Origin of the sequence: Idiomarina sp. OT37-5b (assembly GCF_002968395.1) — a bacterium.
GTDB classification, from domain to species: domain Bacteria; phylum Pseudomonadota; class Gammaproteobacteria; order Enterobacterales; family Alteromonadaceae; genus Idiomarina; species Idiomarina aquatica.
Genome location: NZ_CP027188.1, coordinates 1,873,169 through 1,889,661 on the forward strand (window position 1 = coordinate 1,873,169; position 16,493 = coordinate 1,889,661).

The window sequence follows — 16,493 nt, forward strand, 5'->3', positions numbered from 1 at the left end:
GATTGTCCTAATCGACAGCTACTTCAAAATTTATTAAAAATTATTTCAATAAAAGCTCAATAAAAGATTGATTCAGCCGAAATGAATACTATAGTGCAACAGTGATATGACATACATCAAAGGCGACTTGTAACATATGCGCAACAATCAACCGGTTACCCAAACGGAATATCGCTTCCCTGAAAACCAACGCTTAATCTCTTCCACCGACCGACGCGGCAATATCGAATACGTGAATGATGCCTTTTTGGAAGTCAGTGGTTTTAGTCACAAAGAACTGATTGGCGCGCCTCACAATATTGTCCGTCATCCCGATATGCCACCGGCGGTTTATGAAAATATGTGGCAGACCATCAGTCAGGGCAAACCCTGGATGGGGCTGGTTAAAAATCGCCGCAAGAATGGTGATTATTATTGGGTCAGTGCTTATGTCACCCCCATTTTCGAAGGCAACACCATCACCGGCTATGAATCGGTACGCGTGTTACCGAGCGAGGAGCAAAAGCAGCGGGCGGCACGGGTTTACGCGCGCATGCGCCAGGGCAAAAAGCCGTTCTCGTTGTTTGACTTTATCCGTTACTACACCCGTCAATTAGCACCGGTTTGGTTACCCGCCCTAGTCGCTATCATAATCAGCCTGTTGCTGATTGGCTGGAGTGCGGCGGCCATCCTATTGGTGACGGCGATTGTAACCTGCATAACCACCTGCTGGCATCACGAAAGCGCCTTCAAACAACTCATAGCGTTGCGCCCTGACGCCTTCACCAACAGAATTGTGGCATACACCTACTCGAAAGACGGTGGCGCCAAGGCACAGCTGGAAATGATGATACGCAGCGAGGCCGCGCGCTCACGCACCGCCATTACCCGCGTTGAAGACTCGGTTGAGAAACTGGGCAGCATTGTCCGCGCCACCCGCGAGCAAGCCGCTGCCAGTAATGCACTGATTGAAGAACAGACCAGTAAAACCCAGGACGTTGCATCGGCGATTAACCAGATGTCCACGTCCATCCAGGAAGTGGCCGACAGTGTCGAGAATAATGCGGAAAAATCAGAAACCGCAGCCCGTAACGTTGACACGGGCGTCGCCGTTGCGGGACAGGCGTTGCAAGCCATTAACCGCTTAAGCGACTCGGTCGCTACCATCGCCAAGACCGTAGAAGAACTGTCGGGTTCCACCAACGAAATCGGTAAAGCAGCGGATCTCATCACCACCATTGCCGAACAGACCAATCTGCTTGCCCTAAACGCTGCCATTGAAGCGGCTCGGGCCGGTGAACATGGCCGCGGTTTTAGTGTGGTAGCCGATGAGGTACGTACACTGGCCACAAAAACCCGCAATTCAACCGAAAGCATTCATAAGATTATTGAAAACCTGATGCAAAAAGCTCAAAATGCGGTACGCGTTTCGCAGCAGGGCGAGGACGCAGCCAAAGAAGGCGTCGAAATGGTTGGCAAAACGGAAACCGCACTGGAAGAAATTCGCCGCGCGGTACAATCAATCAATGAAATGACCATCCAGATGTCATCAGCCGTTGAGCAACAAAGTAACGTGGCCGAACACATTAACCAACAAGTAACGGATATTGCCGACAGCTCTCGTACAGCGCGCGATAACGCGAACGAAACGTCACGCTCAAGTGAACGTCTGCAGCAAACAACGGATGAATTACACCAATTGATTCAACGATTTAGCAGTAAACACTAAACCATGATGAAACGCAGTAGCTGGCCGGTATCGGCTGAACAGCTGTTACAACAGACCGAAGTCCTTACCGGCAGTGGCTCGTGGTGTTTAAACCTCGCGACGAATCAATTGCTTTGGAGCGAACAGACTTATCAATTATTCGAGCGCCCGCTTGATAATCCCATCAACCTCGATGACGCACTCGGCTATTACCCCGACCCCTTTCGCGCACAGGTACTGCAGGCAATCGATGAAGCGTTAACCGGTAAAGAGTCATGGCAGTTTGAGAGTAAAATCATAACCGCCAAGGGCCAGGTTAAGTGGGTAAAAAATAACGGCGCTCTGTATCGAACAGAAGCGGGAAGTCCCTATTTATTCGGTTCCGTGCAGGATATTTCGGTCACCAACGATACCCTTAACCAGCTTAAACAAAGCTCAGCATCACTGAACACCGTTCTTGATAATATTCTCGATGGCGTCATCACCATCGACAGTTATGGCATTATTCAAGGCTTCAGCCGTCCGGCCGAACGCATTTTTGGTTACCGGGCCGATGAGGTGCTGGGAAAAAATATTAAGCTGTTGATGCCAAACCCTTACGCCCGCGAGCATGACCAGTATCTGGCCAACTACCTCTCAACCGGTAAACGAAAGATCATCGGCACCGGTCGTGAAGTCAATGCTCGGCATAAAGACGGTACCATATTCCCTATTGATTTGGCGGTCTCAGAAACCGAAACTCATGAGGGTAAACGCTTTATCGGTACCGTCCGCGATATCACCCAACAAAAAAACACCGCCGAGCGAATCGAATTTCTTTCTTATTTCGATCGCCTGACCGGCTTACCCAATCGCGTGCGGCTGTTGGAACAACTTGAACAATGGCTGGCCGAGGCGGATGTAGCCGTTGGTTGCATTAACATCGACTACTTCCGCCGCATCAATACCGTATTGGGCGAACGCGCCGGCGATGAAGCGCTACAATATGTTGCCCGTACTATCCGCGAAATCGCCCTAAAAGAAGCTATCGTTGCCAAAGATCTCGGTGACCGTTTTATCGTTGCCTGCCGCGCCCCCTACTGCGAGCCTGAAAGTACTGTGGCACGGATTCATGAGCTGTTAGCGACAATACGCGAACCCATTACCCTGAGTTGTGGTACCGATATCCATTTAACCATCAGTGTCGGTGTTGCCTTCGTCAGTCGTTACACCAAAGCTAATGACGCTTTGCTGAATGCGGAGTCGGCGCTGGAAAACGCGCGCCAATCAGGGCGTGACCAGGTGCAGCAGTACCGGGATAAAATGATTTCTTCGATCCAGCAGGATTATCGCCTGGAGAACGCCCTGCGACGGGAACTGGCAAACATAAAAACCGGTAAAGCCAGCGGTTTTGAGTGCTGGCTACAGTCCAAAGTCGACGACAGGTATCGCATCGCCGGAGCCGAGGCCCTGATCCGCTGGCGGCATGACAATGAGTTGATCAGACCCGATCACTTCATTCCGGTGGCGGAGCGGCTCGGACTTATTATTCCTATCGGTGAGTGGATGCTGCGGCAGGTAGCCCCGGTGATCAAGGCGACCGGATTACCGATTGCATGGAACGTCAGTCCCAAACAGTTCTTGCATGAACAGTTTGCCGACACCGTGTTAACGGTGATGCGTGAATACAATGCACCGCTGTCATTGTTATTTATCGAAATTACTGAAAATTTATTACTCCACGATCATGACAAAGTGCGCGCCATCATGCACCAGCTTAACAGTAAAGGTGTGAATTTTTCTCTGGATGATTTTGGCACCGGTTATTCGAACCTTCGCCGGTTACAGTTGTTACCCGTCAGTGAGCTGAAGATTGATCGCGAATTCGTACAAAACGCCTTTGAAAGTCACCGCGACCGCAACCTCCTCGATTCAATGATTTTGATGGCCCGCCACATGCGTCTGTCGATCGTTGCTGAGGGCGTCGAAACGCAGTTACAGGCCGATTATCTACGTGACAGCGGCGTCGACTTGTTACAAGGCTTCCACTTTCACAAGCCCAGCCCGATCCCCGACTGGTTGCAAACCCTCGACAACTAATCGCTTGCTGCCTCAGCAAGCGATTTGCGCGCGGGTAATGCGCTCACGGCAATGGTGGAGCCCAAGAGTAATAGAACCGATACCCCGAGGCAGGCAACCAGCCCCCACTGTTGATAAATCCAGCCGGACAGTATCGTGCCCAGCAACCGCCCGGCGGCGTTGGCCATGTAATAGAAACCAACGTCCAACGAAACACCGTCGCTGCGTGAGTAGGATACGATCAGATAACTGTGCAACGATGAGTTAACCGCAAACAGTGCTCCAAACAGACCCAGTCCAATAATGATGCTGGCGGCAACCGGTGCCGACTGCCACAACGCTATCGACAGCAACAATGGGCTGAGTGTCAGCAAAGCCCCCCAGACAACCGCTTGACGATGGGGCGCGACACGCTGTGACTGAGTAAACCTTGGTGCGAAACTTTGGACAACACCGTAACCAATTACCCACAGCGCCAGAAAGCTGCCAACCTGCCAGTGCGTCCAGTTTAGCTGGCTGGCAAGAAACACCGGTAACGCCACCACAAACCAGACGTCACGTGCACCAAACAGTAAAAAGCGTGCGCCCGATAAAATGTTGATGGGACGGCTTTTTGACAGTAAGTCCTTAAACTTGGGCTTAAACTTCGCCTTACCGGACTCTTTGCGTAAAAACACTAAACTGCCGATCCAGACCAGGCTCAACATGATCGCCATGGCCAGCACCGCGCCCTGAAAGCCAATCACGGTTAACAACAACCCGCCGAGGAAGAAGCCAACGCCTTTGAGCGTGTTCTTCGAACCAGTCAGAATGGCTACCCACTTATAGAGCTGGCTTTGCTGGTCATCCGGCACCAACAATTTAATGGTGCTTTTCGCACTCATTTTATTCAGATCTTTGGCAATACCGGACAGCGCCTGAGCCGCCATCACCCAGACCACCGTTAACCAGGCAGCCGGCACCAGCAACATCGCCAATGCCACGATCTGCAACCCCAAACCGATGTTCATGGTACGGTTAAGTCCCCAGCGCGCGCCCAACCAACCGCCGAACAAGTTAGTAACCACCCCAAAAAACTCGTAAAACAGGAACAGCATGGCCACTTCCAGCGCACTGTAGCCAAGCTGGTGAAAGTGCAGCACCACCAGCATGCGCAGTGCGCCATCGGTCAGAGTAAACGCCCAGTAATTACCGGTAACCAGTAAGTATTGGCGGATTGCCGGAGACAGTTTAGCCAGCATCAGCCCACCTTTTCGACCAGTTCAACAGCACGATTGGCATAGCCCCACTCATTGTCATACCAGGCATAAATCTTCACGTGAGTGCCATTAATGACTTTCGTTGATAGTGCATCAACAATGCTGGAGCGAGGATCGGTTTTATAGTCGATAGAGACCAGCGGCCGCTCTTCATAGCCCAGAATCCCTTTTAGCTCGCCTTCAGCGGCTTCTTTCAGCCAGCCATTGATTTGTTCAGCAGAGGTTGGCTTTTCCACCTCAAACACACAGTCGGTCAGTGATGCGTTGGCCAACGGCACTCGCACGGCATGGCCGTCGATCTTGTCCTTCAGCTCTGGGAAAATCTCTACAATCGCGGTGGCTGAACCGGTTGAGGTCGGAATCAAACTCATGCCACAAGCACGGGCACGGCGCAGATCCTTATGCGGTGCATCCAGAATACTCTGCGTATTGGTCAGATCATGGATGGTGGTTATCGATGCATGTTTGATACCAATGTTTTGCTGCAACACTTTAACCACCGGCGCTAAGCAGTTGGTGGTGCAGGACGCCGCGGTTACGATCCGGTGCTGTTGCGGGTCGAACAAGTGATCATTCACACCCACCACAATGTTTAACGCGCCCGGCTCTTTCACCGGCGCCGAGACCACCACTCGCTTAACTCCCTGGCTGAGGTAGTCGTTCAGTACCTTAACTTGTTTCATTTTACCCGAGGCCTCTAACACGACATCGCAACCGCTCCAGTCGTTATCAGCAATGCACTTATGCTGACTGAAACGAATACGCTCGGATCCGATCATGAGTGCTCCGTCTTCGCCCCGAGCCTCATAGCTCCAACGCCCGTGCACCGAGTCGAAATTAAGCAGATGCGCGAAGGTTTCCGCATCGGCACCGGGATCGTTCACCTGCACAATTTGCAATTCGGGATTGTCCCATGCCGCGCGCAGTGCCAAACGTCCGATACGCCCTAATCCGTTAATACCTACTTTTATCGCCATAATAGCCTCTTCATTTTGTGCTAAACCAATGCTGAGTGCGGTTAGCAAACCACACCAACGACAACATCACCGGAACTTCAACCAACACCCCTACAACCGTCGCTAACGCTGCGCCGGACTGCAACCCAAACAGCGAAACGGCGACCGCTACGGCTAATTCAAAGAAGTTTGAGGTACCAATAAGACAAGCTGGTGCGGCAATCCGATACGGCAGTTTAATCAACAGAGCAATGACAAATGCCAATGCAAAAATGCCATAGGTTTGTACCAGCAATGGGGTCGCAATCATGGCAATATCCAGAGGTCGCGTCAGCAGGATCTCCGCCTGAAAACCAAACAGCAACACCACTGTCATCAACAACCCGACGATAGACCAGGGCTTCATGCCTCGTTCAAAACCTTCCAGTGCCGTTTCACCGCGTTGTAATAACCTACGCCGGGTCATTAAACCGGCCAGCAGTGGCGCCACCACATACAAAACCACACTTAACAACAGCGTTTGCCATGGCACCACAATATCGGTTACCCCCAACAACAGTGCGGCAATCGGTGCGAAAGCAAAAATCATGATCAAATCATTTACTGACACTTGCACCAGCGTATAGTTGGCATCACCTCGGGTCAGTTGACTCCAGATAAACACCATTGCGGTACAAGGCGCCACACCGAGCAGAATGACCCCGGCCAAGTATTCGTTAGCGGTTGACGGTTGAATGTAATCGGCGAAAACACCGTTAAAAAATAGCCAACCAACCAATGCCATCGTGAACGGCTTAACCAACCAGTTAATGATCACAGTCAGTATCAAGCCTTTGGGTTCCTTAGCGATTTGGCTGATGGATTCAAAGTTGACCTGCACCATCACCGGATAAATCATCAACCAGATCAATACGGCAATGACAAAGTTAACCTGCGCAAACTCGAGCCCCGATAACCATTCAAACACGCCGGGGATAATATTTCCTAATACGGTACCGGCGAGAATCGCAATGGCGACCCATAACGACAGCCAGCGTTCAAATACACCCATTTGTTACGTCCTTGATCTGTTGTGGTATTTTTTGCACATGATACGCAGCACTGGTGGCAATCACTTTGGCCATCCAGTCCGGTAACGCCGGATTGATTCGATAGTAGACCCAACGCTGATCTTTCCTATCGGTCAGCAGGCCGTATTCACGTAGCTGGGCCAGATGCCGTGAGACTTTTGGCTGTGACATAGCGGTCGCCTCGACAAACTGACAGACACAGAGTTCACCGTAGTGGTGCAACATCAAAATCATTTGCAAACGTAACGGATCGGCCAGCACTTTAAAAAACTCATGCGGCTCATCGAACAGTTGCGGACGAGTGCTTTGCTTACGCATGATCAGTAAAAACATTTTTATGCGCTCGGTCAGTTCGTGCGCCGTTTTCCGGAATGCATCCTGCTTTTTACTGGCAACCGGGTCGGCAAAATCCCAGGCAATAAAGCGGTGCTCACCGGCTAACGTCTGACACTCGGTGCGGGCTCGATCACACAAACTGATGACGTAATCAAAGTCATTGACGTCAACATCAGCCAACGCTGTCGAGTGCAATCCAGTACAGTCTATTCCGATCGCCTCCAGGGCTTTTAGCGCGCGTGGTTCCGGCTGTGAAGGATGAGTTCCGGCGGACGCCACCTGAAAACGGTCATCCGCCAGGTGGCGAAATATGGCCTCTGCCATCAACGAACGCGCCGAATTAGCAGTGCACAAAAATAACACACGACAGTTTGAGCGAGACACCTCAGACTCCAATACATTCGAATTACCATATATATGGTATTCCATATATTTAACACCAGCAAGATCATTTTACCGATCACTTACCGGTGAGTAATTATCATACAAAGTTTTACTTTCAGGGCTTATCCGTGTATTATCCGCGCAAATTTTGATTTTAGTCACTTTCCCATTTTTTATGAGCGCCCGAATTGCTAATAACAATTTGCTTACGCCACCCTAGCTGCTGACCCCCTGTAGCGCTCGGCGCCCCTGTGCGCCTGTCTGTAAAAAATTTCGCTGTATTCACGACTTCTCAAAGTAACTTTTAACGTTAGCTGGAACACGTCTGTCTATGTTTAAGTATTTAAAAGAACACTGGTTCTTTAACACCAAAAATGATCTGCTCTCGGGTATTGTTGTCGCACTTGCCCTTATTCCTGAGGCCATCGCCTTTTCTATCATTGCCGGCGTTGACCCGAAAGTGGGTTTGTACGCTTCGTTCTGTATCGCAGTAATTATTGCCTTTGTCGGTGGCCGACCGGGCATGATCAGTGCCGCGACTGGCGCTATGGCGCTGCTCATGGTTACCCTGGTCAAGGAACACGGGCTCGAATACCTGCTGGCAGCAACACTGTTAACCGGCGTACTACAAATCGTCGCCGGTTATTTGAAACTGGGTGAATTGATGCGCTTTGTGTCACGCTCAGTTGTGACTGGTTTCGTGAACGCTCTCGCCATTTTGATTTTTATGGCGCAGTTACCGGAATTAACCGACGTGACCTGGCACGTTTACGCAATGACCGCTGCCGGACTGGCGATCATTTATGGTTTCCCGTATCTGCCGGTGATTGGGAAAGCCATCCCATCCCCCTTAGTTTGCATCGTTACCCTGACCATCGTCGCCGTAGCGCTGGGACTCGATATCCGTACCGTGGGTGATATGGGTCAACTTCCGGATACGCTACCGGTATTTTTGTGGCCGGACGTTCCATTAACCTTGGAAACACTGTGGATCATTTTGCCGTACTCAATTGGTCTGACCGTGGTTGGTTTGCTGGAATCGATGATGACCGCAACCATTGTTGACGACCTGACCGATACCTCCAGCGACCGCAACAAAGAGTGTCGCGGTCAAGGCATCGCCAACATTGGTGCCGGCTTATTCGGCGGCATGGCCGGTTGTGCGATGATTGGTCAATCCATTATCAACGTCAAATCCGGTGGCCGAGGTCGCTTATCAACACTCACCGCAGGTGTGTTTTTGCTGATCATGATTTTGGTTTTAGACGAATGGCTCAAGATCATTCCAATGGCAGCGCTGGTTGCCGTGATGATCATGGTTTCGATTGGAACCTTTAGCTGGGGCTCCATTCGCGATCTGAAAAAGCATCCGCTTTCCACCAACATCGTCATGGTGACCACCGTTGCCATCGTTGTCGCCACCCATAACCTGGCGATTGGTGTTGCAGTTGGTGTGTTACTGGCCGCACTGTTTTTCGCCAACAAAGTTGGTCATTACATGCACGTGCGTTCAAGCATTGATAACGACGGCAAGACTCGTCGTTACGACGTCATTGGTCAGGTCTTTTTCAGTTCTTCTGAAAAGTTCATTGCCTCATTTGATTTGAAAGAAGCCGTTGATAAGGTCATTATCGACCTGTCTCATGCGCATTTCTGGGACATTACCGCGGTTAATGCGCTAGATCGGGTGGTCATTAAGTTTCGTCGCGAAGGCGCCGAGGTCGAAGTCATTGGTCTTAACGAAGCCAGCGCAACCATCGTCGACCGTTTTGGCGTGCATGATAAAGCTGACGCCGAAGACATTTTAAGCGGCCATTAAGCACTCAGTCATAAGGAGAACAACATGAGTAACGTAATCGCTTGTATCGACGGCTCGAGTGCGATGTCAGCGGTCGTTGAATCGGCCGCCTGGGCGTCAGCACAGTTAACCGCGCCGTTAACACTGTTGCATGTTATCGAAGAAGGTCATGCCGCAGCACGTCAGGATATGACCGGCCATATTGGCCTCGGTAGCCGTGAACGGTTGCTCGAAGAACTGGCGGAGCTGGATGCGCAAAAAGGTAAACTCCTGCTTGAGCACGGTCACCAACTGTTGGATGAAGCCAAACGTCAGGTGCTCGCTAACAGTAAGGTCACTGATGTTGCCATGCGCCAGCGTCATGGTGCGTTGGTCGAATCATTACTGGCATTAGCAGCTGAAACACGGCTGTTGGTGATGGGCGTTCATGGCGAAGATCATGGCGCTGGCTCACACATCGGCAGTCAGTTGGAAACCGTGTTGCGGCGGGTACATAAACCCATCTTATTGACGCCGGATAAGTTTACCGCACCGAATTCGGTCATGCTCGCCTATGATGGCAGCGCATCAACCAAAAAAGCCATCGAACTGCTCGCTAAAAGTCCGTTATTTGCCGGCATGCCGGTGCATGTCGTGATGGTCGGTGCCGATTCCGATACCAACAACGCAGCCCTTGACTGGGCGCGTGAAGCGTTGCAGCAAGGTGGTCATCAGGTCGAGACCGCTATTGTTGCCGGCGACGTTGAACCAGCATTGCATCAGTATCAGGACCAACACCAAATCGGCATGATGGTGATGGGCGCCTACGGCCACTCAAAAATCCGTCAGTTTTTGGTAGGCAGTACCACCACGGCAATGATTGAAGCCAGTAAAACGCCGTTGCTGATTCTACGCTAATCGACGAATGGCTCGCGCCTCTGGCGTGAGCTTTGAGTTTTTACTCGAAACGCCTGCGTTTAAACAAAACCACGCGTTCACTGAGAACATGGCAGTCTAACTTAAATGCATGCGCTAACCACGCGATGGTTTGGGGGGAGTAAAAACTGACGTGTGTTAGGTCATTTTTATAATGCCAATTCTTAAATTCTGCGATGCCAGCCTTGTTCATCAAGGCGGTCATCACCCCCAGCCAACCATCCGGCTTGACCAGCTCAACGAGTTCGCGCCAACTTTCAGCAGGCTGGCGAAAATGCTCAACCACTTCAGTCGCCGTCACAAAATCATATTGCGACTGAAGTGTTGACTTGTCCGGAAAATAGTACAGATCGTATAAATCCATCGACATGCCCTGCTCTTCCAACAGCAGATTCAGCGTAGGTCCAGGGCCGCAACCAAAATCCAACCCTCGCATACCCGGCGATAAACGCTCGATTAATGGTGTCGATAGCTGCGCTAAAAAGCGACGATAGCCGGGATCGTTGGGGTCGTTCTCATGAAAGTCATAGATAACTTTTTCATCGGCGGCGGTTAAGCGCGATTGAGGATCAGCAAACACCAGGTCGCAGCTGCCACAGCGAAAATAACGGCGCTTGCGATCCCGGCAGTATTCCACGGCCGTTGATGAACAAAGAGTGCATTGCATTGGCGTATATTACGCTAACGCATTAATTACCGTCAAAGCCTAGTGGCCTGTTCGGTGCGCGATCTTCATCTTATACATGGCGGCATCCGCTTCCGACAGTAATGCCTCACGCGATTTTTTACCATCGGAAAGCGCGAAGCCAACACTCAAGGAGGGGTAAATAAGCTGGTCTTTATACGGCAACGGACTGCGCTCGATATTCGCTTTTAATGTGTCTACAAACTGCCTAACCGAGGCTTCTTCGGTTATTCGATTCAACACAATAATGAACTCATCACCACCAATACGTGCCACCAGATCCGTCGCCCGAACCTGCATCAGCATGAGTTTTGCGATGTGTCTGAGTAACGCATCACCGGCATCATGTCCTAACTCATCGTTCACTTTTTTGAAGTGGTTTAAATCGACATTAATGATGGCAAACTGTGGTGGTGCTCCCCGGCGCGAAATTAAGCCCTCGATGTAATTCATGAGGAACCGACGATTGGGAAGCTTAGTCAGTTCATCATGAAGCGCATGTTGGCGAGCCGCATGGAAAGACCGAAACAGGGTTAGGATAGCGAGGTAAATTAACAGCGCTAACGCCGCGCTGGCTACCCACAAACCATAGAGCAGTGTTTGTTCGTTGCTATCGAGCGCCAGGTTATATTTTGCCGCCATTTGCCAACGACCCGAGGGAAGCGTGACGGGCAGCGTAAAGTCTGCCGTCTCAAAGGTTTCAGGACGACCAAAAAAGACACTCTGCTGTTGTTGGTCTTGATCATGTCGCAGTGCCACTTCAACGCGCTCAAAATCGTTAAAGCCGGCTTCTTTCATGATGGCATCATAATCAATCACCACACTGACGACGCCCCAGTATTCCAGCGAAATCGGATAGTCACTGAAAATCGGAAAGCGGACGATCAAACCAATACCGCCCTGAATCAATTCGCGAGGGCCATCAATAACCACTTTACCGCTGCGCTGCGCGCGCTGCACATATTCAAACTGGTCGGGACGATCCTGATAACGAAAGCCGAGTGTTTGCTCATTCCCGGCTAACGGATAAATGTATTGAATGGTATTGTCAGGCGCCATGGCTACATTGCGAACATGTGAGGAATCGGCCATCAGCTTTTTGGAAATGGACTGCCAGTTATCGATGGCAAACTGAGGCTCAATATTGACGACGGTGGCAAGACTGTCTGCAAGATAAACGTCTTTGAACAGGATGGCTTCAAGGGTCGATTTCGCCAGCGAAACCTGTTGTCGAGCCTGCTCCTGCTGCGCAGAAAATCGCGATGAGACATAAGCATTGGCGGCATAATTGGTGACCAAAAACCACACCACAACATAAACGCACGATACGCTAAGCACTGCAATTTTCGCACGTTTATTCATGGCGTCGGCTACCTCATCGTCACTTAAGCTAACGTTAAACTAAAATTAACAGTTACGCAACAAATGAAGGTAACACAGCCCTAGGTTTGCGAAGACCTTCTGAATAGCCCGAACCAAAATAATAGTTCAAACAGCGCGCCCGCAAGCGCAAAACTGAGCGCCCCGCTTGCCATCCCGGCACCATAAAAGAGCAATGCGACGATTAAACAAACCGTTAATGGTAGCCACCGCTTAAGCTTAACTGTGGACATAATGTCCCTCCGTTTCAGTGCCATTAAGCTGCCGTAAATGCGAACAAAGACGCTGGTAATAAAGCAACTCAGCGACTACCGAAAAGCCAAACCCATACACCGTCAATTGATAGTGGCTATCGCCGTAGGTCATTGTGTGCAAAATGACGGCGAGCCAAGCAAGCAGGAACAACATCGGTAATATCCGCCAAAAAACGACCCATGACAATGAGATAAAGCGTTCCAGAAACTGATCACCCTGCGAACCTCCGTTAGCACGATAAGCCATTACAGTACCACTAACCATAATCACCAGTAACGCCCAGAGTGAGGCCTGATCCCACGCGGTAGTACCATCACCCAACTGTCCGATGGGCAGATACCACAACACCAGTAGCGCAACCAGATAGCTGAGCGCATGAGCTTGAGTCAATTGTTTGTCGCGCAATTGCTGTTTTAGCGCCTCGATATTAAAAAAATACATGGCTATTTCCTTATACTGTCTATCCCATAACCAGCATAGAACAAATCGGCACTCGATCCACTGCTAAAATGTAAGAAGTCTTGAAAAACCAACCCTGGGTTATTTGCTCAGTGACGGTTAAGCCAGACCAACAGTAGCTAGACGCAGGTATTGGCTGTTAGAATCCCAATACCATTAACGACAAGTTATCCCGTAGTTGAGAAACCGATGAGCCTGAAGTTACCTACGTATAAAGACGTTGAAGCTGCCGCCGCGCGTATCGAGGGTTATGCCCACCGGACACCGGTGATGACCTCGCGCACCGCAAATGAACTGTGTGGTGCTGAATTATTTTTCAAGTGCGAGAACTTTCAGCGCATGGGCGCTTTTAAGTTTCGTGGCGCCATGAACGCGCTTTTGCAGTTTACCGAAGAGCAGAAAGCGGCCGGCGTCATCGCCTTTTCCTCAGGCAACCATGCCCAGGCTATTGCACTGGCAGCACAACGACTGAGTATCAAAGCAACCATCATTATGCCCGAGGACGCACCGACAGCAAAAGTTGCAGCCACCCGGGGCTACGGTGCTACGGTTATCAGCTACAACCGCTACACCGAAGACCGTGAACAAATTGGTCGTCAACTGGCCGAGCAACACGGCTATACCCTCATTCCACCTTACGACCATCCTCACATTCTGGCTGGTCAGGGAACCGCCGCAAAAGAGCTGTTCGAACAAGCCGGTTCGCTGGATGCTCTGTTTGTCTGCCTGGGGGGTGGTGGTTTACTCTCTGGTTCGGCGCTGGCAGCACGGCATTTTGATCCTGCCTGCAAAGTTTATGGGGTTGAGCCCGCCGCAGGTAATGACGGTCAGCAGTCATTCCGGCGCGGTGAAATTGTCCGTATCGAAACACCAAAAACCATCGCTGATGGCGCCCAGACGCAGTTTTTAGGGGAGTACACCTTTCCGATCATACGTGACAATGTCGATGATATTTTAACCGCCACAGACGACCAACTGATCGACGCCATGCATTTTTTCGCAGAGCGCATGAAAATGGTGGTTGAACCGACCGGCTGCCTGAGCTTTGCCGCAGCCCGTGCCATGCAGTCAGAACTGCAGGGAAAACGCGTGGGTATTATCGTCAGCGGTGGTAATGTCGACATCAACCGCTACGCCCAACTGCTCTCATCCCACTCAGCAAGGAGCTCACTCAATGACCGCTAATCCTGCTTGGGTAAAAAACCTGGATACCCCCTATTTACTCATCGATGAGGCTAAGTTACAGCGCAACATTGATCGTCTCAGGGAGCGTATCAGCGCTTTGGGCTGTCAGTTACGGCCGCACCTGAAAACGCTACGCACATTAGAAGCCGCCGCTTATTTGTTGCCCGATAAAAACGCACCCGCCACAGTATCGACCCTGGCGGAGGCAGAAGCCTATGCACAAGCGGGTTATACCGATCTGCTCTATGCCGTTGGAATGGCTCCGGCTAAACTGCCAAGGGTCGCCGCAATACGCCAGCATGGCGTTAACTTACACATCCTGCTGGATACGCCCGAACAGGCAACAGCCGTGGTCGATTACGCCAGTAAAACACAACAGTCGTTTTCGGTATTTATTGAAATTGACAGTGACGACCACCGGGGCGGTATTAAACCTGACGCCCCTGAATTAACGGCGATCGCTGCACAACTGGGCAGTCATTTCAGCGGTTTAATGACACACGCTGGCGGCTCCTACGGTTGCTCAACACCTGAGGCTTTGAAAGACTTTGCCAAACAGGAATGCGATGCCGTGCGACGCGCCCGCGAGCGACTATTGCAAGCGGGTATTGAGTGCCGCATAAGCAGTGTAGGTTCAACACCAACGGCTCATTTTGGAGAGGACTTTAGCGACATATCCGAAGTCCGCGCCGGTGTTTATACCACCTTTGATTTGGTGATGAAAAACATTGGCGTGTGCAACATTGAGGATCTTGCCATGTCGGTTGTTACCAGCGTCATCGGCTATAACAAAGAAAAGAACTGGCTGCTAACGGACAGCGGTTGGATGGCATTGTCGCGCGATCGCGGCACTGCTGGTCAGGCTCAGGACTATGGCTACGGACAAGTTTGCAGCATCGAGGGCGAGGTACTCGACGGGCTTTGTGTCAATAGTACCTCACAGGAGCATGGCGTCATCGAGCTGAGCGGGAATCACTCAATCAGCGACTTCCCGGTCGGTACAACATTGCGCATATTGCCGAACCACGCCTGCGCCACCGCCGCCATGCACAACGTCTATCATATCGTTATGGCGGACGGTTCTCACAGTCAATGGCAACGGATCCAGGGCTGGTAAAGGGTGACCTCAGTAAGCGGCGGTCACTGCCGCTCACTGATGTCCGTCAACGCCTCACGAAGGGTGGGATAATAAAACTCAAAGCCATGCTGCCGCAGTTTGTCAGGCACCACCGCCTGACCTTCCAATAGCATCGACGCCATCTCGCCCATTGCCATATTCAACACAAAGGCTGGCACTTTAAACACATGAGGTCGTTTCAGCACCGACGCCAGCGTGCGACTGAAGGCTTTATTGCTGACAGGACCTGGTGCGGTCATATTAACCGGTCCGGACAATTCCGGTTCGGCCAACAAATAGTCAATACCCCGCACCATATCGTCAATATGAATCCAGGACATCATCTGCTCGCCGCTGCCAAGCGGACCACCAAGTCCCAGCTTATAAGGCAGCATCATTTTCGCCAAGGCTCCACCGTGCGGCGCCAGCACTACGCCGGTTCGTAGTAACACCACCCGAGTACTGTCCTTGGCAGCTAATGCCTTCTGCTCCCACTGCCGGCACAACTCGACCGCAAAGTCGACGCTATTGGCGGTGCCGTCCTCATTCACCGGAGCCGCATCACGCGGACCGTAAACACCAATGGCAGAGCCACTGATAAACACCGTCGGCTTGGTTTGCGCCCGGTTAATCCTCTCGGCGAGCTGTTCGGTTATTTGCCAGCGGCTGTTCTGCAACACCTGTTTTCGGTGAGCACTCCAGCGCTTATCAGCAATACCGGCACCCTGTAAATTAATGACGGCATCGTAGCGGCCGATATCCTCAACCTCATCCAGCGACGCAATGACCTTAACCTTGTCACCTAATTGCTGTCGCGCTTTAGCAGGCGTTCGCGAGGTCACGGTAAGCTCATGTTTGTTGCCATATTTTTTAATGAAATACGAACCAATTAAGCCTGTACCACCGGTCATCAAGATGTTCATAATATCTCCTTGTTGCAGCCGCCAAC

At 51.1% G+C, this 16,493-nt stretch carries 14 protein-coding genes; 6 read left to right on the plus strand and 8 right to left on the minus strand.

What is annotated here, in order from left to right; genetic code table 11:
- The first annotated feature begins 136 nt into the window (after positions 1-136).
- Positions 137-1,708: a methyl-accepting chemotaxis protein gene (locus C5610_RS08765; RefSeq protein WP_105306837.1), complete on the plus strand. Its 1,572-nt coding sequence runs from the start codon at positions 137-139 to the stop codon at positions 1,706-1,708.
- Positions 1,709-1,711: 3 nt separating this feature from the next.
- Positions 1,712-3,766, plus strand: a complete 2,055-nt coding sequence (locus C5610_RS08770) for a putative bifunctional diguanylate cyclase/phosphodiesterase (protein WP_105306838.1) — start codon at positions 1,712-1,714, stop codon at positions 3,764-3,766.
- On the opposite strand, the gene arsJ is transcribed toward C5610_RS08770, so the two are convergent.
- From arsJ to C5610_RS08790, 4 genes are read right to left on the minus strand one after another with little or no spacing between them, the layout of a single operon-like run.
- A complete protein-coding gene (arsJ, locus tag C5610_RS08775) occupies positions 3,763-4,986 on the minus strand; it encodes an organoarsenical effux MFS transporter ArsJ (protein WP_105306839.1) in 1,224 nt (407 codons plus the stop codon). The two genes, C5610_RS08770 and arsJ, sit on opposite strands and share 4 nt — an antisense overlap.
- Positions 4,986-5,981: an ArsJ-associated glyceraldehyde-3-phosphate dehydrogenase gene (locus C5610_RS08780; protein ID WP_105306840.1), complete on the minus strand. Its 996-nt coding sequence runs from the start codon at positions 5,979-5,981 to the stop codon at positions 4,986-4,988. Before C5610_RS08780 ends, arsJ begins: the two co-directional genes overlap by 1 nt.
- A gap of 10 nt (positions 5,982-5,991) precedes the next feature.
- The gene (arsB, locus tag C5610_RS08785) at positions 5,992-7,011 is read right to left on the minus strand and encodes an ACR3 family arsenite efflux transporter (protein ID WP_105306841.1); all 1,020 of its coding nucleotides are present in this window, start codon (positions 7,009-7,011) and stop codon (positions 5,992-5,994) included.
- Positions 6,998-7,690: a metalloregulator ArsR/SmtB family transcription factor gene (locus C5610_RS08790; RefSeq protein WP_241970643.1), complete on the minus strand. Its 693-nt coding sequence runs from the start codon at positions 7,688-7,690 to the stop codon at positions 6,998-7,000. The genes arsB and C5610_RS08790 overlap by 14 nt, the downstream gene beginning before the upstream one ends.
- Before the next feature lie 391 nt (positions 7,691-8,081).
- Between C5610_RS08790 and C5610_RS08795 the strand changes: the two genes are divergently transcribed.
- Both C5610_RS08795 and C5610_RS08800 read left to right on the plus strand, forming a co-directional pair.
- A complete protein-coding gene (locus tag C5610_RS08795; RefSeq protein WP_105306843.1) occupies positions 8,082-9,569 on the plus strand; it encodes a SulP family inorganic anion transporter in 1,488 nt (495 codons plus the stop codon).
- 24 nt (positions 9,570-9,593) lie between these two features.
- A complete protein-coding gene (locus C5610_RS08800; RefSeq protein ID WP_105306844.1) occupies positions 9,594-10,445 on the plus strand; it encodes a universal stress protein in 852 nt (283 codons plus the stop codon).
- A 40-nt stretch (positions 10,446-10,485) separates the two neighbouring features.
- On the opposite strand, the gene C5610_RS08805 is transcribed toward C5610_RS08800, so the two are convergent.
- The 3 genes from C5610_RS08805 to C5610_RS08815 all read right to left on the minus strand — a co-directional run bounded on the left by C5610_RS08805 (position 10,486) and on the right by C5610_RS08815 (position 13,224).
- Complete coding sequence (locus tag C5610_RS08805; RefSeq protein WP_105306845.1) at positions 10,486-11,130, minus strand: class I SAM-dependent methyltransferase; 645 nt, start codon at positions 11,128-11,130, stop codon at positions 10,486-10,488.
- Between the two features lie 39 nt (positions 11,131-11,169).
- A complete protein-coding gene (locus tag C5610_RS08810; protein ID WP_105306846.1) occupies positions 11,170-12,510 on the minus strand; it encodes a diguanylate cyclase domain-containing protein in 1,341 nt (446 codons plus the stop codon).
- Between the two features lie 237 nt (positions 12,511-12,747).
- Entirely contained in the window at positions 12,748-13,224 is a 477-nt protein-coding gene (locus C5610_RS08815) for a hypothetical protein (protein WP_105306847.1), read from the minus strand.
- Between the two features lie 207 nt (positions 13,225-13,431).
- Here C5610_RS08815 and C5610_RS08820 point away from each other — a divergent pair, with 207 nt between their 5' ends.
- Positions 13,432-14,427: a threo-3-hydroxy-L-aspartate ammonia-lyase gene (locus tag C5610_RS08820; RefSeq protein ID WP_105306848.1), complete on the plus strand. Its 996-nt coding sequence runs from the start codon at positions 13,432-13,434 to the stop codon at positions 14,425-14,427.
- Complete coding sequence (locus C5610_RS08825) at positions 14,417-15,544, plus strand: DSD1 family PLP-dependent enzyme (RefSeq protein ID WP_105306849.1); 1,128 nt, start codon at positions 14,417-14,419, stop codon at positions 15,542-15,544. Before C5610_RS08820 ends, C5610_RS08825 begins: the two co-directional genes overlap by 11 nt.
- 23 nt (positions 15,545-15,567) lie before the next feature.
- On the opposite strand, the gene C5610_RS08830 is transcribed toward C5610_RS08825, so the two are convergent.
- Positions 15,568-16,467, minus strand: a complete 900-nt coding sequence (locus tag C5610_RS08830) for a TIGR01777 family oxidoreductase (RefSeq protein ID WP_105306850.1) — start codon at positions 16,465-16,467, stop codon at positions 15,568-15,570.
- Positions 16,468-16,493 lie beyond the last annotated feature (26 nt).